This window comes from Achromobacter sp. LC458 (assembly GCF_001005835.2).
In the GTDB taxonomy this organism is placed as follows: domain Bacteria; phylum Pseudomonadota; class Gammaproteobacteria; order Burkholderiales; family Burkholderiaceae_B; genus Achromobacter; species Achromobacter spanius_B.
The window spans coordinates 1-25,868 of the sequence record NZ_LBHW02000058.1; the positions used below are offsets into that span (position 1 = coordinate 1).

The 25,868-nt window shown below is 63.5% G+C and carries 21 protein-coding genes and 1 tRNA gene; 11 read left to right on the top strand and 11 right to left on the bottom strand.

Annotated elements, in window-relative coordinates; translation table 11 throughout:
* The first annotated feature begins 1 nt into the window (after window position 1).
* Genes YH64_RS27880 through YH64_RS27890 form a run of 3 tightly spaced genes read left to right on the top strand, consistent with a single transcriptional unit; the run spans window position 2 to window position 4,112 of the window.
* Window positions 2-1,243 carry a TRAP transporter large permease gene (locus YH64_RS27880; protein WP_255444798.1) on the top strand — a complete coding sequence of 414 codons (1,242 nt, stop codon included), beginning with the start codon at window positions 2-4 and terminating at the stop codon, window positions 1,241-1,243.
* 28 nt (window positions 1,244-1,271) lie between these two features.
* A complete protein-coding gene (locus tag YH64_RS27885) occupies window positions 1,272-2,288 on the top strand; it encodes a TRAP transporter substrate-binding protein (RefSeq protein ID WP_046807546.1) in 1,017 nt (338 codons plus the stop codon).
* A gap of 42 nt (window positions 2,289-2,330) precedes the next feature.
* Window positions 2,331-4,112: an IlvD/Edd family dehydratase gene (locus YH64_RS27890; RefSeq protein ID WP_046807547.1), complete on the top strand. Its 1,782-nt coding sequence runs from the start codon at window positions 2,331-2,333 to the stop codon at window positions 4,110-4,112.
* A gap of 63 nt (window positions 4,113-4,175) precedes the next feature.
* Here YH64_RS27890 and YH64_RS27895 read toward each other — a convergent pair whose 3' ends face one another.
* Window positions 4,176-4,571, bottom strand: coding sequence for a YbaN family protein (locus YH64_RS27895; protein WP_205571607.1), 396 nt, complete (start codon window positions 4,569-4,571; stop codon window positions 4,176-4,178).
* A 71-nt stretch (window positions 4,572-4,642) separates the two neighbouring features.
* Complete coding sequence (locus tag YH64_RS27900) at window positions 4,643-5,236, bottom strand: tetratricopeptide repeat protein (RefSeq protein ID WP_223264994.1); 594 nt, start codon at window positions 5,234-5,236, stop codon at window positions 4,643-4,645.
* A gap of 261 nt (window positions 5,237-5,497) precedes the next feature.
* On the opposite strand from YH64_RS27900, the gene YH64_RS27905 reads away from it, so the two are divergent.
* Together YH64_RS27905 and YH64_RS27910 are read left to right on the top strand one after the other, a co-directional pair.
* Window positions 5,498-5,776, top strand: coding sequence for a hypothetical protein (locus YH64_RS27905; protein WP_052946133.1), 279 nt, complete (start codon window positions 5,498-5,500; stop codon window positions 5,774-5,776).
* 32 nt (window positions 5,777-5,808) lie between these two features.
* On the top strand, window positions 5,809-6,069 hold the full coding sequence (locus tag YH64_RS27910; protein WP_046807549.1) for a hypothetical protein: 261 nt from the start codon (window positions 5,809-5,811) through the stop codon (window positions 6,067-6,069).
* An 88-nt stretch (window positions 6,070-6,157) separates the two neighbouring features.
* Here the strand turns inward: YH64_RS27910 and YH64_RS27915 are convergent.
* From YH64_RS27915 to leuC, 9 genes are all read right to left on the bottom strand, one after another.
* Window positions 6,158-6,234 (bottom strand) — tRNA-Val (locus YH64_RS27915).
* Window positions 6,235-6,525: 291 nt separating this feature from the next.
* Window positions 6,526-7,191 carry a phosphoribosylanthranilate isomerase gene (locus YH64_RS27920; RefSeq protein ID WP_046807550.1) on the bottom strand — a complete coding sequence of 222 codons (666 nt, stop codon included), beginning with the start codon at window positions 7,189-7,191 and terminating at the stop codon, window positions 6,526-6,528.
* 68 nt (window positions 7,192-7,259) lie between these two features.
* On the bottom strand, window positions 7,260-8,480 hold the full coding sequence (locus YH64_RS27925; protein WP_046807551.1) for a TRAP transporter substrate-binding protein: 1,221 nt from the start codon (window positions 8,478-8,480) through the stop codon (window positions 7,260-7,262).
* A 60-nt stretch (window positions 8,481-8,540) separates the two neighbouring features.
* Window positions 8,541-9,350, bottom strand: coding sequence for a tRNA pseudouridine(38-40) synthase TruA (truA, locus tag YH64_RS27930; protein WP_046807552.1), 810 nt, complete (start codon window positions 9,348-9,350; stop codon window positions 8,541-8,543).
* 3 nt (window positions 9,351-9,353) lie between these two features.
* Window positions 9,354-11,495: a FimV family protein gene (locus YH64_RS27935; protein ID WP_255444802.1), complete on the bottom strand. Its 2,142-nt coding sequence runs from the start codon at window positions 11,493-11,495 to the stop codon at window positions 9,354-9,356.
* 259 nt (window positions 11,496-11,754) lie between these two features.
* Window positions 11,755-12,885: an aspartate-semialdehyde dehydrogenase gene (asd, locus tag YH64_RS27940; protein WP_046807554.1), complete on the bottom strand. Its 1,131-nt coding sequence runs from the start codon at window positions 12,883-12,885 to the stop codon at window positions 11,755-11,757.
* Between the two features lie 234 nt (window positions 12,886-13,119).
* Window positions 13,120-14,196, bottom strand: coding sequence for a 3-isopropylmalate dehydrogenase (gene leuB / locus YH64_RS27945; protein WP_046807555.1), 1,077 nt, complete (start codon window positions 14,194-14,196; stop codon window positions 13,120-13,122).
* Between the two features lie 29 nt (window positions 14,197-14,225).
* Entirely contained in the window at window positions 14,226-14,876 is a 651-nt protein-coding gene (gene leuD / locus YH64_RS27950; protein WP_006218698.1) for a 3-isopropylmalate dehydratase small subunit, read from the bottom strand.
* A gap of 26 nt (window positions 14,877-14,902) precedes the next feature.
* A complete protein-coding gene (gene leuC, locus YH64_RS27955) occupies window positions 14,903-16,306 on the bottom strand; it encodes a 3-isopropylmalate dehydratase large subunit (RefSeq protein WP_046807556.1) in 1,404 nt (467 codons plus the stop codon).
* Window positions 16,307-16,823: 517 nt separating this feature from the next.
* Here leuC and YH64_RS27960 point away from each other — a divergent pair.
* The 6 genes from YH64_RS27960 to YH64_RS27985 form a co-directional block, all read left to right on the top strand.
* Window positions 16,824-18,335 carry a TolC family outer membrane protein gene (locus YH64_RS27960; protein ID WP_046807557.1) on the top strand — a complete coding sequence of 504 codons (1,512 nt, stop codon included), beginning with the start codon at window positions 16,824-16,826 and terminating at the stop codon, window positions 18,333-18,335.
* Between the two features lie 24 nt (window positions 18,336-18,359).
* On the top strand, window positions 18,360-18,572 hold the full coding sequence (locus tag YH64_RS27965) for a hypothetical protein (RefSeq protein WP_006218695.1): 213 nt from the start codon (window positions 18,360-18,362) through the stop codon (window positions 18,570-18,572).
* The gene (locus YH64_RS27970) at window positions 18,556-20,721 is read left to right on the top strand and encodes a type I secretion system permease/ATPase (RefSeq protein WP_046807558.1); all 2,166 of its coding nucleotides are present in this window, start codon (window positions 18,556-18,558) and stop codon (window positions 20,719-20,721) included. The genes YH64_RS27965 and YH64_RS27970 overlap by 17 nt, the downstream gene beginning before the upstream one ends.
* Before the next feature lie 7 nt (window positions 20,722-20,728).
* Complete coding sequence (locus YH64_RS27975; RefSeq protein ID WP_046807559.1) at window positions 20,729-22,150, top strand: HlyD family type I secretion periplasmic adaptor subunit; 1,422 nt, start codon at window positions 20,729-20,731, stop codon at window positions 22,148-22,150.
* Between the two features lie 19 nt (window positions 22,151-22,169).
* On the top strand, window positions 22,170-22,826 hold the full coding sequence (locus tag YH64_RS27980; RefSeq protein ID WP_046807560.1) for a response regulator transcription factor: 657 nt from the start codon (window positions 22,170-22,172) through the stop codon (window positions 22,824-22,826).
* 84 nt (window positions 22,827-22,910) lie between these two features.
* Window positions 22,911-25,868 (top strand): retention module-containing protein (locus tag YH64_RS27985; RefSeq protein ID WP_143215579.1); only part of this gene is annotated, 2,958 nt, incomplete at its 3' end.

Here is a 25,868-nt window from a genome sequence, read left to right on the forward strand (position 1 = left end):
GATCGCCCTGGGCATGCCGATTGCCTTCGCGCTGCTGCTCAGCGCGCTGGCCATGATGTTCCAGCTGGACTTCTTCGATACCCAAATCCTCGCGCAGAACATGCTGACGGGCGCCAACAGCTTCACGCTGATGGCCGTCCCGCTGTTCATGCTTGCGGGCGAACTCATGAATGCCGGCGGCATATCCCGACGTATCGTGCGCCTGGCCAGCATGTTTGTCGGGCACGTCCAGGGCGGCCTGGGCTACGTGGCCATTTTTGCCAGCGTGCTGCTGGCCGCCTTGTCCGGCTCGGCGGTGGCCGACGCCGCCGCGCTGGGCTCCTTGCTGATCCCCATGCTGCGTGAAAAGGGGTACGACGCCGGGCAGGCGTCCGGGCTGATCGCGGCGGGCGGCATTGTCGCCCCCATCATCCCGCCGTCCATCTCGTTCATCATCTTCGGGGTGGCTACCAACGTATCGATCACCAAGCTGTTCTTCGCGGGCATCGCCCCCGGGCTGATGATGGGCTTGACGCTGGTGGCGGTATGGACCTGGGTGGCGCGCAAGCACGGCAGCATCAAGCCGTCGCCGCGTGAACCGTGGCGCAACCGCCTGAAGGCCCTGCGCGAATCGATATGGGCGCTGATGCTGCCCGTCATCATCATCGGCGGGCTGCGCGGCGGGGTGTTCACGCCGACGGAAGCCGCCGTGGTGGCCGCCGTGTACGCGCTGGGCGTCAGTCTGTTCGTCTACCGCGAGATCGGGCTGCGCGACCTGCTGCCGTTGTTCGTGAACGCCGCGCGCACCACCGCCGTCGTCATGTTCCTGGTGGCCGCCGCGATGGTGTCGTCCTACATGATCACGCTGGCGGACATGCCGCAAGACCTGATTGCGCTGCTCGAACCGGTCATGGACCAGCCCAAGCTGCTGATGTTCGCCCTGCTGGTGCTGCTGACATTGGTGGGAACGGTCATGGACCTGACGCCCACCATCCTGATCCTGGCGCCGGTGCTGATGCCCGTGGTAACCAAAGCCGGCATCGACCCCGTCTACTTCGGCGTCATGTTCGTGATGGTGGGCTGCGTGGGCTTGTTGACCCCGCCCGTGGGCACCGTGCTGAACGTGGTGTGCGGCGTGGCCCGCATCAATATGGAAACCATCTGCAGGGGCGTGTGGCGCTACGTCGTGGCCTACACGGGCCTGCTGGTCCTGCTGGTGATCTTCCCCGAGCTGATCACCGTACCCGCACGCTGGATGCACTAGCGGCAAAAAAACCCCAAGGAGGAGCACCATGACCTATCGATTCAAAACCCGTTTACTCGTGCTGGCCACCGCGCTGTCCTGCGCCGTTGCCGGCGTGGCCGCCGCGGCCGACGTCAAGCCGCGCCTGATCCGTTTCGGCTACGGCCTGAACGAAGAAAGCGTCCAGGGCCGCGCCGCGCGCTTCCTGGCGCAAGAGCTTGAAAAAGTCAGCGGCGGCAAGTTGAAGATGAAGACCTTCGGCTCGGCCAACCTGGGTTCCGACGAACAGATGCAAGGCGCGCTGGCGGGCGGCGCCCAGGAAATGATGGTCGGGTCCACCGCGCCGTTGGCCGGGATGGTCAAGGAATTCGGCGTGTTCGACCTGCCGTTCCTGTTCAACAGCGAAAAGGAAGCCGATGCGGTGCTGGACGGGCAACTGGGCCAGGACCTGTTGAAGAAGCTGGAAGCCAAGGGGCTGGTCGGCCTGGTCTATTGGGAAAACGGCTTTCGCAACATGACCAACTCCAAGCGCCCGATCGCGCGCGCGGAAGACCTGGAAGGCATCAAGCTGCGCGTGATGCAGAACCAGATCGCGCTGGGCGTTTTCAATACGCTGGGTGCCAATGCCGTTCCCATGCCGTTCTCGGAGCTGTTCACCGCCCTGGAAACGCGCACGGTGGACGGGCAGGAAAACCCCATCACGACCATTCAAAGCAGCAAGTTCTACGAAGTGCAGCCTTTCCTGACCATCACGCGCCACGTCTATACGCCGTGGGTCGTGCTGGCGTCCAAGAAGTGGTGGGACACGTTGTCGCCCGACGAACAGAAACTGGTGCGCCAGGCGGCCGAGGCATCGCGCGAGTTTGAACGCAAGGACAGCCGCGCGGATTCCACCAAGGCCATGACCACCCTTGAAAAGGCCGGCATGAAGATCAACACCGTCAGCCCCGAGGAAGTCGCGCGCATGCGCCAGAAGGTCCAGCCGGTGGTCGACAAATACACGCAGGAACTGGGCCCCGACCTCATCAAGCAGTTGAATGATGAGATCCAGAAGGCGCGCAACTGACGCCTTTTTACTGATCGCCCACGCGAAGCAAGCGAGCTCCATATGTCACAGATACCCCGCAAATTGCGCAGCCAGAAATGGTTCGACGATCCCGCGCACGCCGACATGACGGCCATTTACGTCGAACGCTACCTTAACTACGGCCTGACGCGGCAGGAACTGCAATCCGGGCGGCCGATCATCGGCATCGCCCAGACCGGCAGCGACCTGGCGCCCTGCAACCGGCATCACCTGGCGCTGGCCGAGCGCATCAAGGCGGGTATCCGCGACGCGGGCGGCATCCCCATGGAGTTCCCGGTGCATCCGCTGGCCGAACAGGGCCGGCGGCCCACCGCCGCGCTGGATCGCAACCTGGCTTATCTGGGCCTGGTCGAGATCCTGCATGGCTATCCGCTGGACGGCGTGGTCCTGACCACCGGTTGCGACAAGACCACGCCCGCCTGCCTGATGGCCGCCGCCACCGTCGACCTGCCCGCCATCGTGCTGTCGGGCGGACCGATGCTGGACGGCTGGCACGACGGCCAGCGGGTGGGTTCCGGCACGGTCATCTGGCATGCACGCAATTTGATGGCGGCGGGCAAGCTGGACTACGAGGGTTTCATGACGCTGGCGACAGCGTCATCGCCATCGGTCGGGCACTGCAACACCATGGGCACGGCGCTGTCGATGAACTCGCTGGCCGAAGCGCTGGGCATGTCCTTGCCCACGTGTGCCAGCATTCCCGCCCCCTACCGCGAGCGCGCGCAGATGGCCTACGCCACCGGCATGCGCATCTGCGACATGGTGCGGGAAGACTTGCGCCCGTCGCACATCCTGACGCGCGAGGCCTTTGAGAACGCCATCGTCGTGGCCTCGGCACTGGGCGCATCCAGCAACTGCCCGCCCCACCTGATCGCCATGGCGCGCCACGCCGGCATCGACCTCAGTCTGGACGATTGGCAACGGCTGGGCGAAGACGTGCCCCTGCTGGTGAACTGCGTGCCGGCCGGCGAACACCTGGGCGAAGGCTTTCACCGTGCGGGCGGCGTGCCCGCCGTCATGCACGAATTGCTGGCGGCCGGCCGCCTGCACGCCGATTGCCCCACCGTATCGGGCCGCAGCATCGGCGACATCGCCGCGGCGTCCAAGACGCGGGACCCCGATGTCATCCGCACCTGCGAGGCGCCGCTCAAGCATCGCGCCGGATTCATCGTGCTGTCGGGCAACTTCTTCGACAGCGCCATCATCAAGATGTCGGTGGTGGGCGAGGCATTTCGCCGCACGTATCTAGCGGAACCCGGTTCGGAAAATGCCTTCGAGGCACGCGCCATTGTGTTTGAAGGCCCGGAGGACTATCACGCCCGCATCGAAGACCCGTCGCTGAACATCGACGAACATTGCATTCTGGTGATACGCGGCGCGGGCACCGTGGGATACCCCGGCAGCGCCGAAGTGGTCAACATGGCGCCGCCGTCGCACCTGCTCAAGCGCGGTATCGATTCACTGCCCTGCCTGGGCGATGGCCGGCAGAGCGGCACGTCGGCCAGCCCGTCGATTTTGAATATGTCGCCCGAAGCCGCCGTGGGCGGTGGCCTGGCGCTGCTGCGCACGGGCGACAAGATCCGCGTAGACCTGAACCAGCGTAGCGTGACCGCGCTGGTGGACGACGCCGAGATGGAACGGCGCAAGCAGGAACCGCCGTATCAGCCGCCGGCTTCGCAAACGCCGTGGCAGGAAATCTATCGGCAAATGGTGGGTCAATTGTCGACCGGGGGCTGCCTGGAACCGGCAACGCTTTATCTGAAAGTGATCGAGACGCGGGGCGATCCCCGGCATTCGCACTGAACGGTCAGGCGATAAGCAGCACGGCCCGGCAAGGGCCGGCGCAACGATACGCGCCATCCAGCGCTATCGTTGCAACGGCCGGCCACCGGCATCGGACACCTTGGGCGCCGGCCGGCTCAATACATAGGCAGCGCTGGCAACGAAGAACAGGCCTACACCTACGGCCAACGGCCAGGAAGGGTGCGCGCTCCACCAAAACAAAGCGTATCCCACGGCCATTCCCAGGCAGGCGTACGTCTTGCCTTTACGCGACACCGCCTTCTGGTCGCGCCAGATGCGTAGCGGCGGTCCGTAAGTCGGACTGTCCAACAGCCATTTTTCCAGGCGCGGGGACGACCGCGAAAAGCAGCCCACCGCCAATATCAGGAAAATCGTCGTCGGCATGACCGGCAAAAATGCGCCGATGACGCCCAATGCCAGCATCACGCAGCCCAACGCCAACCATAGAGCTTTGATCATGATGGTCAGCAGAATATCGCAATTGCCGCATTGCCGCCGAAGCTGCGCCGATCACTCAGGCAGCCGCGGGGCTAACCGCGAGGCTCCGGCATTTGGGCGCGTAGCATTTCCATGAATTTCGGGCTGGGCGATCCGCCCGCAGCGCGCGCCTTGACCACCATTGCCCACGCCTGATCGTATTGCCCGCGCCAGTAGTACGCCGTGGCCCAGGACGAATACAGATACCCCTTGTCGGGCTCGACGGCTTCGCCTTTGCGATACCACTCGTCGGACCGCGCGGTAGCCGCCACTCGCGCCTCTGGCGGCAGCGTCTTATCTTCCGCTGCGCAGCGGGCGGCAATGCGGCCCGCGTCGGCGTAAATGCCCTGAAAGGTAGGGGGATCATGGCTGATCGCCAGATCCATCATGCTCATCGCCTGGCAAAACTTGCCCTGGTCGTGCAGCACCGCGGCAAAGCCGGTATAGGCCTCGGGGTTGTCCGGGTTCAACAGCCAAGCCTGATTGAACCGCCGCATCGCCATGCCCAATTGGTCCGCCTGGTAAAACCGGTATCCCTGCGACACCCAGGCCTGCGACGCCTTGGCGGCTGAACCAAATGCCCGGACGGCGTCCTCGGCCAGCTTCTTGTCGCTGGCCTGCAACTCGGCTGCGGCAGACCGGTCCATGCCCCCATACATCGGCAATTCGTCAACGCGCGGCTGCGCTTGCGTTGCCGCCGGCGGTTTGATGGCGCAAGCGGCAAGCCAAACGCAGGGAGCCAGCAGGAGTGCTTTGGTGAATGTGTGCATGGTGTAAGCAGGCGGAAGATACGCCGGACCTTATCAGATAAGCCCTACCTTCGCGAAACGGTGTTCGCTTCCCTGGGGGCAGCGCGTGGCATGTCACTTGCTGAAGAGAAGCGGCTTCTTTTTTTTGGGGGAACTGCGATGCAAACCGATGACGTAGTGGAAATGGAACCCGTGGGTCGCGATGACCCATCGCTGACGCGGCAACTGAAAGACATAGACGACCGACGCCCCGACTTCCCCGGCGAGCACCTGATCGTATTTGGCCTGGGCGCGCTATTGATCGTGGCCGGCATGAAAGGCCGCACGCCATTCAAACGCGCCATGCTGACCGCGGCCGGCACGGCGTTGATGGGACGCGCCGCAAGCGGCACCGGCGGCATCGCCAAACTGGCCCGCGTCGTCAAGAAACTGGGCTGATCGCTCACGCCGCAACGGACCCGGCTTACATCATGGACGCGCTATGGAATTTTCTTCAATGGCCCGCGATGGTGACATCGCTGGCCGCCGCATGGCTGGTGGCATCGCAAGGCAAAGCCAAACGCAAATGGGGATTTTGGGTATTTCTATTAAGCAATGCGTTGTGGATTGCGTGGGGATTGCACGACGGCGCGTATGCGTTGATTGCGCTTCAGCTGGGCTTGGCGGCGCTGAATATTCGCGGGGTACGGAAAAATCAACACGACGAATCCGCGCGGGGTGAGGCGGCGTAGAAAGCTGAAATGAAAAAAGCCGCTAAGTCAGTGACTTAGCGGCTTTTCGTATCGGCTTTTGCCGTGCTTTTCAGCACTTGCAGGAATCTGGTAGGCGGTATTGGGTTCGAACCAACGACCTCCACGATGTCAACGTGGCGCTCTAACCAACTGAGCTAACCGCCTGCAAAGAAGAAGAATTATATAGTGCTTTTTTGAACCGTGCAAATCGTCTTTAATGATTTTTTGCAGTATTCATTGCGTGCTTTGGTTGCGGCTATTGCCTTGGCAATTTGCTTCCGCTTGCCCAACTGAATACCAATTTGAATGGCTTTCAGTAACCGATTCGTTCAGTTCGATTTATTAAGCATGTCATGCTTCAAAACCGCTTTATGACCGCTTCCAAATCGCTTCGGCTACCGGCAGCTACCGCCAATTTTTACTGGCCAGCAACTGCACACCAACGCAACTACAGCACTACTTTTTTCCCTTCATTTTCGCGTCTGCGGCGTGTGCCGCATCAACGAAGAACGAGATTCTATCAGAACTTTTTATTCCTTGCTCAAGCTCAACGCCGCTGCTCACATCGACGGCCCAGGGCCTGACTTGCTCGATCGCCTGGCCGATGTTGTCGCCGTTCAAACCACCCGACAAAATCAGGGGACGCGACACGGGATCAGCGCGCACGTCGTCCAGCAACGCGTAGTCAAAGCCGTGGCCGCTGCCACCGTATCCCGAGCTGTAGCTGTCGAACAACCACCCCGCCGCTTCGCCGAATGCACGGCAGTACGACGCCAGGTTTTCAGCGGTTTCCAAACCCGGTGCCCCCGCGCGGAATGCGCGCAGGAAGCGTTGGCCGTAGCGGGCGCAATCCTGCGGGGATTCGTCACCGTGAAATTGCAGCAGTTCAGGATGCACTTCGTCCAGCACGGCCTGCACGTCGGAAGGCGCCGGGTTCACGAACAGCGCAACGACGTCCACAAATGCGGGCACCGCGCGGCGCAATTGCGCCGCGCGCGTCGGTGTCAGGCAACGCTTGCTCTTGGGGTAGAAGACAAAGCCGATGGCATCGACGCCGGCCGAAACGGCGGCTTCAATGTCCTGTTCGCGGGTCAATCCGCAGATTTTGATGCGTGTACGCATGGCATTAACGATCAGTGGCCCGATGAAAAATCGGTGTATCAGTATATCGCGCAAGGTCTGGGCGGCGATCAGCCGGCCGGCTGGCCCAGTGTGGCGATCATCGAGTCAAAGCCGCCCTCGGCGACGCGGAACCAGGGCACCTCCTTATCTCGGAAAGCGACCATGCTGTCGTAGAGCTTTTTGAACATCGGATCCTTGGCGCCCAGCTCTTTATAAGCCGCCAACGAGGCGTCATAGCAGGCTTGCAGCACCGGTTTGGGAAACGCCTTGAGCTGCGCGCCGCGCGAGACCAGACGACGCAACGCGTCCGGATTGCCAGCGTCGTACTTCGCAATCATGTTGGCGGTTGCCATGCGGCACGCCAACGCCAGGGCCGACTGATACGGCTTGGGCAGTTCGTCGTAGGCGTCCTGGTTCACGTACAGCGACAACTGCAAGGTGCCGGCCCACCAACCCGGGAAGTAATAATTGCGCGCCACCTTATACAGCGCAAGGCTTTCATCGTCGTAAGGGCCAACCCAGGCCACCGCGTCCACGACGCCCTGCTCCAATGCGGCGTACGTGTCGGCCACCGGCACATCGACAGGCGTGGCGCCCAACCGCGCCAGCACGTGCCGGGCAAATCCGCTGGCCTTGATCTTCAAGCCGCGCAAGTCGTCCACGGTCTTGACCTCGCCCCGGAACCACCCGCCCATCTGCGCACCGGTGTAGCCACAAGGGAAGTTCACGATGTTGTACTTGTCGAACAGCACACGCGTCAGCGCCAAGCCTTCGCCCTGAAGCATCCAGGCGTTCATCTGCCGGGTGTTCAGCCCGAACGGAACGCCGGCGTCAAAACTCAGCGCAGGGTCTGTATCGAAGTAGCGCGTCGATGCGGTGTGCCCGCAGTCCACGACACGATGCTGCACGGCTTCAAGCACTTGGCCAGGCTGGACCAGATCGCCTGCCGGGAAAATCTGGATCGTGAAACGACCGTCGGTCACTTCGGACACATACCGCGCAACATCTTCCGCGCCCGCGAACAAGGTGGGCGATTCGCTTGGAAAGCTGGACGCAAGCCGCCATGCGACCGTTGGCGCCTGCTCTGTGCTGGGCGATGTCTGTTGTGTGACGGGCGCTGTATGTTGTGCGACGGCCGGCGTCTGCTGTGCGACGGCCGGTGTCTGTTGTGCGAGGACTGGCTCCTGTTGTCCGATGGCCGTCGCCTGTTGTGCGATGGCCGGCGCGGCCAACGCGGCGCTGCCTGCCGCGCCGAGGGCGGCTTGTTTCAAAAACGCGCGGCGTTGCATGGCAATGGTTCCTTTAAGCGCATGGAAGGCGCGATGGCGACGGCGGCTTCCTGGTAATTCCTAATAGGACTGCGTAAACGGCGACAACAACGTCGAGCCGCCATCCAGCTCTTCCAAGCCGAACTCGGCGGGGTAATCAATAGCCGCCAAGTACAGGCCGTCGGGCGCGAAGGTGGGCGCTCCGCGCGTACGGTCACGCCAGGACAGCAGTTGCGCCATCCAGTCCACCGATTCCCTGCCCTGCCCCACTTGCAGCAGCGCGCCCATGATGTTGCGAACCATGTGATGCAAAAATGCGTTCGCCTTCAAGGTGAAAACCAGGAACGGCCCGCGTTCCGCGATTTCCAGCCGGTGCATCTGGCGCACCGGATGCTTGGCCTGACATTGCGAAGAACGGAAGCTTGAAAAATCGTGTTCGCCGACCAGGGCCTGCGCGGCGGCACGCATGGCTTGCACATCCAGCGGTTGAAAGCACCAACCGGCCCGCCCGGCCCACAGCGCCGGCCGCACCCGGCCGCGCCACAGCAGGTACACATAGGTGCGGGCGCGCGCGGAAAAACGCGCATGAAATTCGTCGGACACTTGTTGCGCCCATTGCACCGACACGCTGGACGGCAGAAACGCATTCACACCGCGTACCCAGGACTCCATGCGCCGGTCCAACTCGGTGTCCAGGTGTACCACCTGCATCGCGCCGTGCACCCCGGTATCGGTGCGGCCCGCGCATATCGTGGGCACCACGCCCTGCACGCCGGAGAATTTTGCCAAGGCAGACTCCAGTGTGTCCTGCACCGTTTGCCGGTGCGGCTGCGTCTGCCAACCCTGCCAAGCGGAGCCGTCATACGCCAGCCCCAATGCAACTCTAGACATCGTTCAAACCCGTGGACCGCTGACTCGGCGCGGTTCGTCCGTGGGCGGTTCGTCCAGGTCGAGATTGATCGTATCGAGCTTGCGGTTCAGCGCTGCCGTGTCCAGCACCGGCTCGTTAAAGGCGTAGGTATCCTCGTCATCGTCGTCGCGACGCGCGCCGGCGCGACGCAGCAGCCAGGCGATCGCGAAGGCGATCAACGCCAACAAGGCGGTAACGATGACGAGAAGATTGTCCGCCAGCCAGCTGGGCATGCTGCTGGAGAGGTCTTTGGCGTTGTCGGGCGGCGTGCCCGTACGGGCGCTGTCCGAGGAGGATGCACCGGGAGCGCCGGCGACACCCGGCGCGCCGGGTGATCCGGTGGCGCCGGGTGATCCGGTGGCACCTGGAGAGCCGGTGGCGCCGGTTGCGCCCGCTGCCCCTGGAACTGCGGCGCTACCGGCCCCGCCCGGTGTGCTGGCCGGACCCGCCGCGCCCGCGGGCGCCGTGGCGCCTGCAACGCCGGACGCGGCCGGGCTACCGGGCGTACCGGTCACCCCTGCCGCACCGGGCGCGCCGGTATTATTCGTCGAACCCGCACCGCCTGGGGTGCCCGCTGCGCCGGGAGTACCTGCGGCGCCGGGAGTACCGGCTGCGCCAGAACTGCCCGCCGTACCTGGGGTACCAGCTGCGCCAGAAGCGCCCGCTGCACCTGGGGTACCAGCCGCGCCAGAAGCGCCCGCTGCACCCGGAGTACCGGCCGCGCCAGAAGCGCCCGCTGCACCCGGGGAACCGGCCGCGCCGGAAGCGCCCGCTGCCCCCGGGGAACCGGCCGCGCCGGAAGCGCCCGCTGCACCTGGGGTACCAGCCGCGCCGGACGCGCCCGCTGCACCCGTGGTACCGGCCGCACCAGAAGCGCCCGTTACACCTGGGGTACCGGCCGCGCCGGAACTGCCCGCTGCGCCGGGAGCGCCCGCCGTGCCCGGAGCACCAGTTGCGCCGGGAGTACCGGCTGCACCGGAACCGCCCGTCGCACCGGAAGCGCCCGTCGCGCCCGTGCCCCCTGCGCTTCCTGAGGCTCCCGCACCGCCAGCCGCACCGGAACCACCCGCGCCCGAGGTTCCCGAACCGCCCTGCTGCGCCACGGCCTTGTTCAACTCGTCCACATTGCTTTGCAGCTGATTCACGCGGCCTTCAACGTCTTTCAGTGCGCGCTCGTTCGATGTCTTCGCGTCGGCTTGCGCATCCGCCTGCGCGACCGCGCCTCCTGCCGCCAGCCCGGTCGACAAGCGCACACGGTCCTGGGTTGGAGCGGGCGTTGCCACGCCCGTATCACCAGGTTGCGCCACGGAGCCGGATGCCGCGTCCTGCCCCTTCACCACCGACGGATTGGCGCCTGCCGCCGCGCCGACCCTGGCGCGGTACTTGGCAAACGCTTCGGCATGTTCGTTAAAGATGCGGCGCGCTTCGGCCGGATCAATCGCACGAACCGTGGCCGCATCCGGAATCTTCAGCTTTTGCCCGGCGCGCACCAGGTTCATGTTGTTCTGAATAAAGGCGTCTGGATTCGCGCGCCACAACGCCACCAGCATCTGATACACCGAGGCGTTGGGCACCGCGTTGCGCTGCGCAATGGCAAAGAGATTGTCGCCCTGCTTCACATTGACCGTCGCGGTACTGCCCCCCGCGCGCGCCGTGCCGCCCACCGAGGCCGGCGTCACGTCCGCGCCGGTGCCGCGCGGGGGCACCAATACGCTGACCTGCACCTGGCGCTGGCCGGAACTTGAAGTGATGTCCAAGAGCAGGTCGACCGCGCCGCTGGCCGGCGGCTGCGTGCCGCGCACGCGCAGGTTCTTGCGCGTGGCGTCGATGCCGTCTTCAATGCGGACCACCATGCTGGCCAACGGCACCGGCGGCTTCAGGCCGGCGCGCTGCCAGGCGGCTTCATCCGCCACCGACACCTTCAACGACGACACCTCATCGGGCGTCAATTCCTGCAAACCAACCACCGCCTGCAACGGCGCGCCCGGTGCCGACACCACGCGGGAATGCCCGACCCGCATGGCCAGCGCCGAACTGCACATGCTCGACCCAATCGCCAACGCGATCGCCCATTGAAGGGTTTTCAAACGGCGGGCATGCTTCACATGGCGCGAACGCTGGGTCATAAGCTGGAATTCCGTTCTTGTAGTCGAATTACGGGCTGGCCGGGTCGCGCGACATATTAGCGAAACAGGCCTCAATTCACGGGAAAAGTGTAATGGATGATGCCGGTTTCACAAACCTGAAAGGCGCTTCGGCGTTGGCTCTCGGGCACATCCGCCGCTTCCCTTTTACGATTGTCCAAACGTCAAGGGCACCCGAAGGTGCCCTTGATTGTCTACACGGCCGATCAAACCACTTTTATCGACCGTCCACACCTGCGCGTCAGGCTTCGGCCAGCGCGATGCGCAGCATGCGGCGCAGCGGTTCGGCAGCGCCCCACAGCAGTTGGTCGCCCACCGTGAAGGCGCCCAGGTATTGCGAGCCCATCGACAGCTTGCGCAGGCGGCCAACCGGGATGTCCAGCGTGCCGGTCACGGCAACCGGGGTCAGCGCCGAAACCGTCGCTTCCTTGGTGTTGGGAACCACCTTGGCCCATTGCGTGCCTTGCGCGATCAGCGCTTCGATCTCGTCCAGCGGCACATCGCGCTTGAGCTTGATGGTCAGGGCCTGGCTATGGCAGCGCATGGCGCCGATGCGCACGCACAGGCCGTCGATCGGGGTGGCGGGCGTGCCGAAGGCGGCGCCGCGGCCCAGGATCTTGTTGGTCTCGACTTCGGCCTTCCATTCTTCCTTGGACATGCCGTCGCCCAGATCCTTGTCGATCCAGGGAATCAGGTTGCCGCCCAGCGGAACTCCAAAGTGTTCGTGCGGCAGCGACGCATCTTTCTGCTTGGCCAGCACGCCACGATCGATAGCCAGAATGGCCGACGCCGGATCGTCCAGCAAGGGCTTGACGGCCTGGTTGATCTCGCCGAACTGGGTCAGCAGTTCGCGCATGTGCTGCGCGCCGCCGCCGGACGCCGCCTGGTAGGTCATGGACGTCATCCATTCCACCAGGTCGTTGTTGAACAGGCCTGCCAGGCCCATCAACATGCAGCTGACCGTGCAGTTGCCGCCGATGAAGTTGCGCACGCCGCGCTTGAGCGCCGCGTCGATGACCGGGCGGTTGACCGGGTCCAGGACGATGATGGCGTCTTCTGCCATGCGCAAGGTGCTGGCCGCATCAATCCAGATGCCGTTCCAGCCCGCGCCGCGCAGCTTGGGATAAACCTCGGACGTGTAGTCGCCGCCTTGAGCCGTCAGAATAATCGGCAGTTTTTTCAGAGCATCAATGTCGTAGGCATTTTGCAACGGGCCCGCGCCTTCGGCCCACGTGGGCGCGGCGCCGCCAGCATTGCTGGTGGAAAAGAACACCGGTTCGATCAGTGCGAAGTCGTTCTCGTCGCGCATGCGTTGCATGAGCACCGAGCCGACCATTCCGCGCCAGCCGACAAGGCCTACTGCTTGATTCATTTCAATCGCTCTATAAAGGTGGAGACAAGGTCCGGGTAGAAAAAGTCGTGCAATTCAACAATTTATCAGAATGCACGCGCGTATGTTGCGGCGCAGCTAGAAAAAATTGGGGCCGGAAGACCGCCCAATGGCTTTCGCGGCGCCGTCACAACACGGGCGAAAAAAGGGCCGCTACCTGCAGCGGCCCCTTCCAAGATGGGGCGGCGCCGCAAGGGCGCGCCCCTTGCCCGGCGATCAGGCCAAGGCTTTGAGCACGGCGTCGCCCATGGCGGCCGTGGTGACCTTCGTAGTGCCCGCTTCAAAGATGTCGGCGGTACGCAGGCCGTCGGCCAGCACGCGGCGCACGGCGGCTTCGATGCGGTCGGCTTGCGGTGCAAGGTTCAGCGAATAGCGCAGCAACATGGCGGCGGACAAGATGGTTGCCAACGGGTTGGCGATACCCTTGCCCGCGATGTCCGGGGCCGAACCGTGGCTGGGTTCGTACAGGCCCTGGCCGCCAGCGTTCAAAGAGGCCGATGGCAACATGCCGATCGAACCCGTCAGCATCGCCGCTTCGTCCGACAGGATGTCGCCGAACAGGTTGCCCGTAACGATCACGTCGAACTGGCGCGGGTTGCGCACCAGCTGCATCGCGGCATTGTCGACGTACATGTGCGACAACTCTACGTCCGGATATTCGCGCGCCACTTCAATGACGATATCGCGCCAGAACTGCGAGGTTTCAAGCACGTTGGCCTTGTCCACGCTGCACAGCTTCTTGTTGCGCTTTTGCGCCGACTCGAAGCCGATGCGCGCGATGCGGCGCACTTCGGATTCCGCGTAGCGCATGGTGTCGTAACCTTCGCGCTCGCCCGCAAACGAGCCGTCGGGCGACGAACGGACGCCGCGCGGCGTGCCGAAATAGATGTCGCCCGTCAGTTCACGAATGATCAGGATGTCCAGGCCGGACACGATCTCGGGCTTGAGCGACGATGCGCTGGCCAGCTCAGGGTACAGGATGGCCGGACGCAGGTTGGCGAACAGGCCCAGCGCCTTGCGCAGGCCCAGAATGGCTTGTTCCGGACGGAACTCGCGCGGCAGGCTGTCGTACTTCCAGTCGCCAACGGCGCCGAACAGCACGGCGTCGGATTCCTTGGCCAGCTTGAGCGTGGCCGGGGGCAGCGGGTGTTCGAACTGGTCGAACGCGGCGCCACCAACGGGCGCCTGCTTGATGTCGAACGGCACGTCCAGCGCTTGAAGCACGCGTACGGCCTGTTCGACGATTTCCGGTCCGATGCCGTCACCCGGCAAGACTGCAATGTTGTGGGTCATTTGAAAGCGATCCTGTGATCAGAATGGGTTCAGGCGATGGGACGGCTTTCCAGCCAGGGGTGGCGGGCCAGGCGTTCGGCCTCAAAGGCGCGGATCTTGTCGGAATGGCGCAGCGTCAGGCCGATATCGTCAAAGCCGTTCAGCAGGCAGTATTTGCGGAACGGTTCGATATCGAAGCCCATCGCGCGGCCGTCCGCGGCGATCACGACCTGGCGGTCCAGGTCGATTTGCAGCTTGTAATTCGGGAACGCCTTGACTTCGTCGAACAGGCGGGCCACTTCCAATTCAGACAGCACGATCGGCAGCAAGCCGTTCTTGAAGCTGTTGTTGAAAAAGATGTCGGCATACGACGGCGCGATGATCGCGCGAAAGCCGTACTGCGTCAGCGCCCAGGGCGCGTGCTCGCGACTGGAGCCGCAGCCGAAGTTCTTGCGCGCCAACAGAATCGAGGCGCCTTGGTAGCGGGGCTGGTTCAGCACGAAATCCGGGTTCAGAGGACGCTTGCTGTTGTCCATGCCGGGCTCGCCGTGATCCAGGTAGCGAAGCTCGTCGAACAGGTTGGGGCCGAAACCGGTGCGCTGGATCGACTTGAGGAACTGCTTGGGAATGATGAGGTCCGTGTCGACGTTTTCACGGTCGAGCGGAGCCACCAGGCCTTCGTGAGTGGTAAATGCTTGCATGATGTCGGTACTCGGTGCGTGATCGCTTAACGGAACGTGCGGACGTCGACGAAGTGGCCGGCCACGGCGGCGGCGGCGGCCATCGCGGGACTGACCAGATGCGTGCGGCCACCCTGACCTTGCCGGCCTTCGAAATTACGGTTCGACGTCGACGCGCAACGTTCACCCGGTTCAAGGCGATCGGCGTTCATGGCCAGGCACATCGAACAGCCCGGTTCGCGCCATTCGAAACCGGCTTCGATGAAAATCTTGTCCAGCCCTTCGCGTTCGGCTTGTTGCTTGACCAGGCCAGAGCCCGGCACAACCATGGCTTGACGCACATTGGAAGCCACGCGCTTGCCGCGCGCCACGGCGGCAGCCGCGCGCAGGTCTTCGATGCGTGAGTTCGTGCACGAGCCAATGAACACACGGTCCACGCGGATGTCGGTCAACGGCGTGTTGGGCTTTAAGCCCATGTATTGCAACGCGCGTTCCATGCCGCTGCGGCGCACATCGTCTTTTTCGCGGTCGGGGTCCGGCACGCGGGAATCCACCGGCAACACCATTTCGGGCGACGTGCCCCAGGTGACCTGCGGCTTGATGTCGCGCGCGTTCACTTCCACCACCGTGTCGAACTTGGCGCCTTCGTCGGTGTGCAGCGTGCGCCAGTACTTGACCGCCTGGTCCCACACCACGCCCGTGGGCGCGAAGGGGCGGCCACGGAAATATTCAACGGTCTTGTCGTCGACCGCCACCATGCCCGAGCGCGCGCCGGCTTCAATCGCCATGTTGCACACGGTCATGCGGCCTTCCACGGACAGGGCGCGGATGGTGCTGCCGGCGAATTCAATGGCGTGGCCCGTGCCACCGGCCGTGCCGATGATGCCGATGATGTGCAGCACCACGTCTTTGGCCGTACAGCCAAAAGGCAAGTCGCCGTCGACCTTGATGAGCATGCTTTTGGCTTTCTTCATCAGCAGCGTCTGCGTGGCCAGCACGTGCTCGACCTCGGACGTGCCGATACCGAATGCCAGTGCGCCCAGCGCGCCGTGGGTGCTGGTGTGCGAATCGCCACAGACCACGGTCATGCCCGGCAACGTGGCGCCCTGCTCGGGGCCAATCACGTGCACGATGCCTTGGCGCAAGTCGTTCATGCGGAATTCGGTAATGCCGTATTTCTCGCAGTTGGCGTCCAGCGTGTCCACTTGCAGCCGCGAGATCGGGTCATCAATGCCCTGTGCGCGGTTCAGCGTCGGCACGTTGTGGTCGGCCACCGCCAGGTTGGCACCGGTGCGCCAGGGCTTGCGGCCGGCAATCGCCAGACCTTCGAAGGCCTGCGGGCTGGTGACTTCGTGCACCAGATGGCGATCGATATAGAGCAGACAGGTGCCGTCTGATTCCTGGTGGACGATGTGGGCGTCCCAGAGTTTGTCGTAAAGGGTTTGGGCCATGGATGCGCTCTGCAAATAGACAGTCCGGCTTGAGCCTCGCACGGTTGATCAGCAAATCGCTTCCGTGCCGGCCACTGCGGCATGCGGGAATTATGCCCAGGCTCTGAACCTAGTACAACCACACCATACATACTAGTACCATCACTACCATGTTGGTTACGGAATCCGTCACTTCCAGCGCGGCAAACAGTGCGAGAACACTGTGGAAAATTAATCACAAATTACAAATTCGATAAGAGAAATCAGATACAGAATTATCAAACCGATATAATCCTGTTTCACTACAGACACGTCACTTTCGAAATAATACGAAATAAACCGTATTAATAAAGTTGGCACTTTTCACGGTCTGTGAAGTTCGTGCAAATTCAGTCAAATTAGGTGATGTTGCGCGACGAAACGTTGTGGCGAGTCATTTTGCCTTCTGCAAGACTTAACAAATCTTGACTAGGGAAATATGACATTTACATACAATATGGCCGCCATTCAATCCCACTCCGACACGCGAATAATCACTATGGCTTCGTTTTTGATCAAACGCACGACTTCGCTTCTCGCCTTGGCTTTTGTTCCCGCCGCTTTTGCCCAGCCCACCCCGCCCGCCGCTCAAGGCGCGCCGGCCGCCACCGTATCCACGGTGACGCTGAATCAGGTTGTTGAGCAGACGCTGCTGAGCAACCCGGAAATCCAGGCCAAGTATCACGACTTCCAGGCGTCGCTGGAAGGTCAGTCGGTTGCACGCGCCGCCTTCTTCCCGCAAATCAATGCGCAGGGCTATGTAGGCCGCGAATATCGCAGCAACGTGCCGGACGTGGGATCGCAACGCTGGAGCCGCCCGGGCTACAACGTTGAGCTGCGCCAGTTGATTTTTGACGGCTTCCGCACCAGCAACGACGTCAAACAGGCGGGCTTTGACAAACTGGCGCGCTTCTATGACGTATTGGCTACCAGCGACAGCACCGCGTTCGCCGCCGTGCAGGCGTATATCGACCTGCAACGCTACCGCGACATGGAACTGTTGGCCCGCCAGAACTATTCGCTGCACGAAGAAACGCTGAAGCAGATCGGCGAACGCACCGAATCCGGCGTGGGCCGCCGCGTTGACCTGGAACAGGCAGGCGGCCGCCTGTCGCTGGCCCAGACCAACCTGATGACCGAAACCGCCAACCTGCTTGACGTGCAGCAGCGCTTTCAGCGCGTGACCGGCGCTTTCCCGCCCGAAGCCATGCAGCCGCCGCCCGACATCGCCGCCAAGCTGCCCGTCAAGCCGGGCGACTTCAACGAGTCGCTGCGCCGCAACCCCAGCTTCCTGTCCAAGCAAGCCGGGTTGCAAGCCGCGCAAGCCGGCGTGGCCTCGTCCAAGGGCGCTTTCTCGCCCAAGTTTGAATTCGTGGCGTCCTCGGGCCGTGACCAGAACGACCCCACGCCGGAAACACGCGACATCCAAAGCTCCAGCGTGCAAGTTGTGATGAGCTACAACCTGTACCGCGGCGGCGCGGATTCGGCCCGCGTGCGTCAAACCGCCGCGCAGTCGTACGCCGCGCGCGACATCCGCGACTACACCTGCCGCAACGTGCAGCAGGACCTGGCCGTGGCCTGGAACAACATCACCAGCCTGAGCCAGAAGCTGCCGTTCCTGCGCGACCACGAAGTGGCCACGACCAAGGTACGTGACGCATATCGACAACAGTTCCAGATTGGCCAGCGCTCGCTGCTGGACTTGCTTGACACTGAAAACGAACTGTTCGAGTCGCGCCGCGCATTGACCAACGGCTTGTATGACCTCAAGCTTGCGCAGTACCGCTGGCTGGCGCTGTCGCATGCGCTGTTGCCCGCGCTGTCGCTGCAACCCGCGCGCAACGAGATGCCCGAGGAAAACGGCAAACTGGAGGTAACCGACGAAGTGATCAAGCTTTGCAATTCGACGGTCCCCGACTCTGCCCGCCTGGCTCCCGTGCGCGTTCAATACAACGAAGGCACGCTGCCGCCCACGCTCGTGCCGCTGAACGCACCCACCGCCAAGCCTTGAAGGCGGCGGGCGCAAGGAGGCCATATGACGCCCCAGGGCAACGAATTTTCGCAGTTGGACGCGGACTTTGTCCGCGTTCTTGAAGACCTGATCGACGCCTTGATCGCCAATGGCACCTTGCGCATGACAGACCTGCCTATCCAGGCACAGCAAAAGCTTTCCCAGCGCAAGCAGCAACGCGCGCGCCTCTCGGAACACCTAGACCTCTTGGATGACGAAGATGGACAAGTTATCTGAAAAGGCGGCGCGTGAATGGCGCGCCGACGCCCGAGCGGCGCATGACGACCCGTTGCTGGACTGCCTGGTTGAAATTACGCGCCTGCATGGTGTGACCGCCACGGCGCAGGCGCTGTCCGCCGGCCTGCCCCTGGAAGAACACCGCCTGACCCCTGCCCTGCTGCCGCGCGCCGCGGCGCGGGCCCAACTTTCCGCGCGCGTGGTCAAGCGCACGCTGGACAGCATTTCCCCCGACCTTCTGCCCGCCATCTTGCTGTTGCAAGGCGAACGCGCCTGCCTGCTGCTGAAAAAAGAAGACGGCAAATATGTGGTCAGCCATCCCGAGCTTGGCGGCAGTTCCGTCGAGATGACGCCCGAAGCCATGGCCGCGCAATACACCGGCCTGGTCTGCTTCGTGCGTCCTCAATTCCGGTTCGACGCCCGCGCGCCCGAAGTGGCCAAAGTGCGCGAACGCCATTGGTTCTGGGCGGCCATCATGGAAAACCGGCGCCTGTACCGCGATGCGCTGGTCGCCGCGCTGCTGATCAATATCTTCGCCATGGCCATGCCCTTGTTCACCATGAACGTGTATGACCGCGTGGTGCCCAACAACGCCGTTGAAACGCTGTGGGTGCTGGCTATCGGCATCACGCTGGTGGTGATTTTCAACATGGTGCTGTCGACGGCCCGTTCTCATGTGGTGGACAGTGCAAGCAAGCGCGTCGACGTGCGCCTGTCCGCGCAGATCATGGAACGCGTGCTGGACCTGCGGCTGGAAGGCCGCCCCGTGTCCGTCGGATCGTTCGCGGCCAACCTGCGGTCGTTCGAATCCATCCGTGACTTCATCGCGTCGGCCACCATCACCACGCTGGTCGACCTGCCCTTCATCCTGCTGTTCCTGGCCGCGCTGGCCTGGATATCGCCGTGGATGATCCTGCCGCCGCTGGTGGCCATCGTGCTGATTTTGCTGGTGTCGCTGGCCGCCCAGGCACGCATGGAAGCGCTGACGATGGCCAGCTTCCAGGCCAGTTCGCAGCGCAACGCGACACTGGTCGAAGCGCTGACCGGCCTGGAAGCCGTCAAGACGCTGAACGCGCAAGGCTCGGTGCAACGCAACTGGGAACGCGCCACGGAATTCATCGCGCAGACAGGCGGCAAGCTCAAGCTGATTTCGTCGTCCACCGTCGGCTTTGTGCAAGCGATCCAGCAAATGGTGTCGATCTCCGTGGTCATCATCGGCGTGTACCAGGCGCAGGAATCGGCCATGTCCATGGGCGGCATCATCGCCGCGTCCATGATCGCCAGCCGCTGCCTGGCGCCGCTGGGCCAGGTTGCAGGGCTGTTGATGCAATACCAGAACGCCCGCACCTCGCTGGGTTCCATCGACAACTATATGAAGCTGCCGATTGAACGCCCGGCCGAAGCCGAATTCCTGCACCGCCCCGTGTTTCATGGCGGCCTGGAATTTCGCGACGTCACCTTCGCCTACCCCGGCAGCACGCAGCCGGTACTGAAGAAGGTGTCGTTCAAGCTCAAGCCCGGTGAAAAGGTCGGCATCATCGGCCGCATCGGCTCGGGCAAGACCACGCTGGAGAAGCTGGCGCTGGCGCTGTATCAGCCCACCGAAGGCGCTGTGCTGCTGGACGGGGTGGACGTGCGCCAGATCGACCCGGCCGACGTGCGCCGCGCCATCGGCCATGTGCCGCAAGACCCCACGCTGTTCTACGGCAGCCTGAAACACAACCTGGCCATGGGCGCGCCCTACGCCGACGACGCCAGCATCCTGGCCGCCGCCAACCTGGCCGGCGTGACGGACTTTGCCAACCTGCACCCCAACGGCTTCGACATGGTGATCGGCGAACGCGGCGAATCGCTGTCGGGCGGCCAACGCCAGTCCGTCGCCGTCGCCCGCGCGCTGATCAACGACCCGCCGATCCTGCTGCTGGATGAACCCAGCAGCAACATGGATCACCAGAGCGAAGCGCAGTTACGCAAGCGGCTGGGCGAGGCCAGCGCCACCAAGACGATCCTGCTGGTCACGCACCGCACCGCGCTGCTGGACCTGGTGGACCGCCTGATCGTGATCGATAACGGTCACATCGTTGCGGACGGCCCCAAGGAGCAAGTTGTCGAAGCACTGCGTCAAGGACGCGTTGGACGCGGGAGTTAAGGGCGCCATGCTGAAAAATCCTGGAGAGACCCGGCACGGCCTGCTGGGCACCCTGTGGCGCAAATTGCGCAACGTCTTCGTATTCTTCTTTGACCGGTTGCTGGACGGCACCGAAAAAGGCAAGCGGGAAAAGCGCTCGGACTATGTCGGCAATGCCGAATGGGTGATCCAGGAGTCGCAGGCCCGCAGCTCGCGCGTGCTGCTGTGGGTGGCGCTGCTGGCGACCTTCCTGCTGATCGTCTGGGCGGCCACCGGCAGCATCGACGAAGTGGTTCGCGGCGAAGGCAAGGTTGTGCCGTCGCGCCAAGTGCAGATCATCCAAAGCCTGGACGGCGGCATCGTCGAGGAAATCCTGGTCCGCCCGGGCCAGGAAGTCCAGGCCGGCCAGACCCTGCTGAAAATCGATTCCACGCGCTTTGCCTCTTCCCTGGGCGAGAACAACGCGGAATACCTGTCGCTGCTGGCCAAGTCCGCCCGCTTGCAGGCCTTGGCCACCGGCGAACCTTTCGTGGCGCCGGAAGAAGTGCTGAAGCAGGCGCCCGGCCTGGCTGAAATGGAACGCAACGCCTGGCAAGCGCGCAACACCGAGCTGAACGCCACCATCAACGTGGCGCGCGAACAGCTCAAGCAACGCCAGGAAGACCTGCGCGAAACCATCGCCAAGCGCGATCAAGCCTCGGCCAGTTGCGCACTGACCTCGCGGGAATTGCAGGTGACCCGGCCGTTGCTCAAGAGCGGCGCCGTGTCCGAAGTGGACCTGCTGCGCCTGCAACGCGACGTGGCGCGGTATTGCGGCGAGCAAAAAGGCGCCGAGGCGCAGATTGACCGATTCCAGGCGTCGATCAAGGAAGCGCAAAGCAAGCTGGAAGAGTCCGAGCTCAATATTCGCAACCAGGCCCGCAGCGAACTGTCCGAGACCAACACCAAGCTGTCGACCCTGCGCCAGGGCAAGCTGGCCCTGGCCGACCGCGTGAAGCTGGCCGAAGTGCGCGCGCCGCTGGCCGGCACCATCAAGACGCTGTTCAACAACACCGTCGGCGGCGTGGTGCAGCCGGGCAAGGACATTATCGAGATCGTGCCCAAGGACGACACGCTGCTGCTGGAAGTGCGCATCCAGCCGCGCGACATCGGTTTCCTGCATGCCGACCAGAAGGCGGAAGTGAAGTTCACCGCCTACGACTTCGCCATCTACGGCGGGCTGGAAGGCAAGGTCGAACAGATCGGCGCCGACACGGTCACCGACGAAAAAGGCAATTCCTATTACGTGGTGCGGGTCCGCACGGACCGCAGCACCGTGGGCGACAAACTATTGCCCATCATCCCCGGGATGGTGGCCGAGGTTCATATCCTGACGGGTAAACGCACCGTGTTGCAGTACCTGCTCAAACCGATTCTGCGTGCCAAGGCAAACGCCTTCACCGAACGTTAAAGGAGAGCTGCAAGGCTTTATGAAACCCGTTCCCGTCTTGTTGATTACGCACGACGACCTGCTCTGGCAACACTGGCGCGCGTTGGATTCCACACGCTGGCTGGCTGCCCGCGGGCGCGGCCTGGCCGACCTGCAACGCTGGCGAGAGCAAGGCCGCACGCTGGCCGTGCTGGATACCGACGTGCCGCGCTTGCCATCGTGGCAGGATCCCAGCTGGGGCCCTGCCCTGGCTGGCCTGCATCTGGTGGTCGCCAGCCCCAGCCCCAATGACGAGCAAGGCACGCAAGCGCTGGGCGCGGGCGCCCATGGCTATTGCCACAGCTACGCGCCCGCCGCCGCGCTGTCGCAAGCGCTGGAAGTGGTCTTGTCCGGTGGGATATGGATGGGCCGCTCTTTGGTGGCGCGTTTGCTAAAGCTGGTCACCGAGCGCGCCCAGGATTCGCATTCCTGGGACAACGGCCTGCTGACCGAGCGCGAGATCACCGTGGCGCGCTACGCCGCCAGCGGTCAGGCCAACGCGCAGATCGCCGAGGCCCTGGGCATCACCGAACGCACGGTCAAGGCGCATCTTTCCGCCGTCTTTGAAAAGCTGGGCGTGTCCGATCGCCTTCAACTTGCCCTGCTGGTGCACGGCATTTCGGCGCCGGCCGACACACGCAGCAAAATTACTTCCTGAAACTGTCCTTAAGGACAATATCGCGCCCACGCGGCGCTCTTTAGTATCTGGCCATCTTGGATAACTCCCTGAAACGGAACCCACATGGCCAACACTACTCCCGCAGTCGTCAATGAAATCTCCGGTCGCGCGTGGATACGCAACAGCGACGGCTCGCTGACCGAACTGCATCAAGGCAGCAAAGTCCCCGCCGGCAGCGATATCGTTACGGCCTCGGGCGCCACGGTTTCCCTTCAGGTTGAAAACGGCATGCCGATCGTGATCGGCGAAAGCCGTGAAGTCGCCGTCAACGGCGACATCACGGGCCCCTTGGCCGACCCCAGCGAAGCCGCGCTGACGCCGCCCACCGGCACGGATTCCGATCGCCTGCTGGCCGCGTTGCAAGCCGGCCGCGACCCGTTTGACGAACTGGACCCCACCGCCGCCATCGTGGCCGGCGGCGGCGATGCCGGCGGCAGCAGCTTCGTGCGCCTGGCCCGCATCCTGGAAACCACCACGCCGCTGGACCTGGCCTACGCCAACCCCGGCCGCGGTGACGACACCCTGCCCCGCGCCGGCGCCGCCGGCGCCACGGGCGACAACAACGGCGATGCCGCTGTCCCGGCAGCGACCAACAGCGCCCCGTCCGCACTGAACGATGCCAGCACGGGCGACCAGAACGCGGTCCAGCGCGGCAACCTGCTCAGCAACGACAGCGATCCCGACGGCGATCCCCTGGCCATCGTGTCGGTCAGCGGCCGGCCCATGACCGCGGGCGGCGTCACCGTCAACGGCTCCAACGGCGGCACCTTTACCGTTCTGCCCGACGGCAGCTACGTCTTCACGCCCGGCACGGGCTTCCAGAACCTGCCCGCCGGCCAGACCGCCACCAGCACGATTTCGTACACGGTTACCGATCCCAGCGGCGCAACGTCCACCGCCACTGTCGAAGTGACGATCGTCGGCGTGAACGACCCGGCCCAGATCACCCCGGCCAACGCCGGCGACGATGCCGGCACGGTCAAGGAAGACACCACCTTCACCGCGAACGGCAAGCTGAACGTCACCGACGTGGACGACGGCGAAGCGCGCTTTGTCGTGCAATCCGGCCAGGCCGGCCAGCACGGCACGTTCTCGATCGACGCCAGCGGCGCGTGGGTCTACAACCTGAACAACAACGACACCCGCGTGCAAGCGCTGGCCGTTGGCGAGACCCTGACCGAGACCTTCACGGTCACCACGGCTGACGGCACGACCGGCACGGTCACCGTCACCATCCAGGGCACCAACGACGTCCCCACGATCAGCGGCCAAGCCGCCGGCGCGGTCACCGAAGATACGGCGCTGGTCGCCACCGGCAAGCTGAACGTGGCTGACGTCGACACGTCCGACACGCACACGTGGTCCGTCAACGACAATGGCGCCGGCCAATACGGCGCGCTGACGATTGCGGCCGACGGCACGTGGACCTACAACCTGGCCAACGCCAACCCCGCCGTCCAGGCACTGATCGCCGGCCAGACCTTGACCGAGACGTTCACCGTCACGGTCAACGACGGCAACGGCGGCGTGACGACGCAAGTGGTCACCGTCACGATCAACGGCACGGACGACGGCGCGATCATTACCCCGGGGGCACCGGGTGCTGACGCGGGCCAGGTCGTCGAAGACGAGAAGCTGTCGGTCGGCGGCAAGTTGGAAGTCACCGACCCGGACGCGGGTCAAGCGGTGTTCCAGGTTCAGACGAACGCCACCACCACGCACGGCACGTTCTCGATCGATGCCAACGGGAACTGGACGTACAACCTGAATAACAGCGATCCGGCCGTCCAAGGCTTGGGCGCTGGCAAGACGCTGTCGGAAACCATTACGGTCACGACGGCGGACGGCACGACGGGCCAGGTGGTGGTCACGATCGTCGGGACCAATGATGTTCCGGTGTTGACGGGCAAGGCCGACGGTGCAGTCACGGAAGACGGCAGCCTTGTCGTCTCCGGCAAGCTGGATGTGGCTGACGTTGACACGACCGATACGCACACCTGGACCGTTAACAACGAGGGCAAGGGTACGTATGGCTCCTTCTCCGTTGATGGCAACGGCAACTGGACGTACAACCTGGACAACGCCAACAAGGATGTCCAAGGTCTGAAGACGGGTCAGTCGATCACCGAGACGTTCACCGTCACCGTCGATGACGGCAATGGCGGTGTGGTCACCAAGGATGTGACGGTCACGATCAACGGTACCGATGACGGCGCGATCATCACTCCGTCTACGCCCGGAAGCGACAAGGGCGAAGTCGTCGAAGACACGACGCTGTCTGTTGACGGCAAGCTCAACGTCACCGACCCGGACGCCGGCCAAGCCGTGTTCCAAGTTCAGACGAACGCGCCCGGCCAACACGGCACGTTCTCCGTCGACGCCAACGGCGCATGGACGTACAACCTGACCAACAACGACCCGGCCGTCCAAGGCCTGGGCGCTGGCAAGACGCTGACCGAGACCTTCACGGTTACGACCGCTGACGGCACGACGGGTCAGGTCGTCGTCACCATCGTCGGCACCAACGACATCCCGGTCCTGACCGGCAAGGCTGATGGTGCAGTTACCGAAGACGGCACGCTGGTTGCCACCGGCAAGCTGGATGTCGCCGACGTTGATACGACCGATACCCACACCTGGTCCGTTAACAACGAGGGCAAGGGTACGTACGGTTCGTTCTCGGTCGACTCGTCGGGCAACTGGACCTACAACCTGGACAACGCCAACAAGGATGTCCAAGGTCTGAAGACCGGTCAGTCGATCACCGAGACGTTTACGGTTACGGTCGATGACGGCAACGGCGGCGTGGTCACTAAGAATGTGACGGTCACGATCAACGGTACCGATGACGGCGCGATCATCACCCCGGGAGCTCCGGGCGCTGACAAGGGCGAAGTGATCGAAGACAAGACGCTGTCTGTTGACGGCAAGCTCAACGTCACGGACCCGGACGCTGGTCAAGCCGTGTTCCAAGTTCAGACGAACGCGCCTGGCCAACACGGCACGTTCTCTGTCGACGCC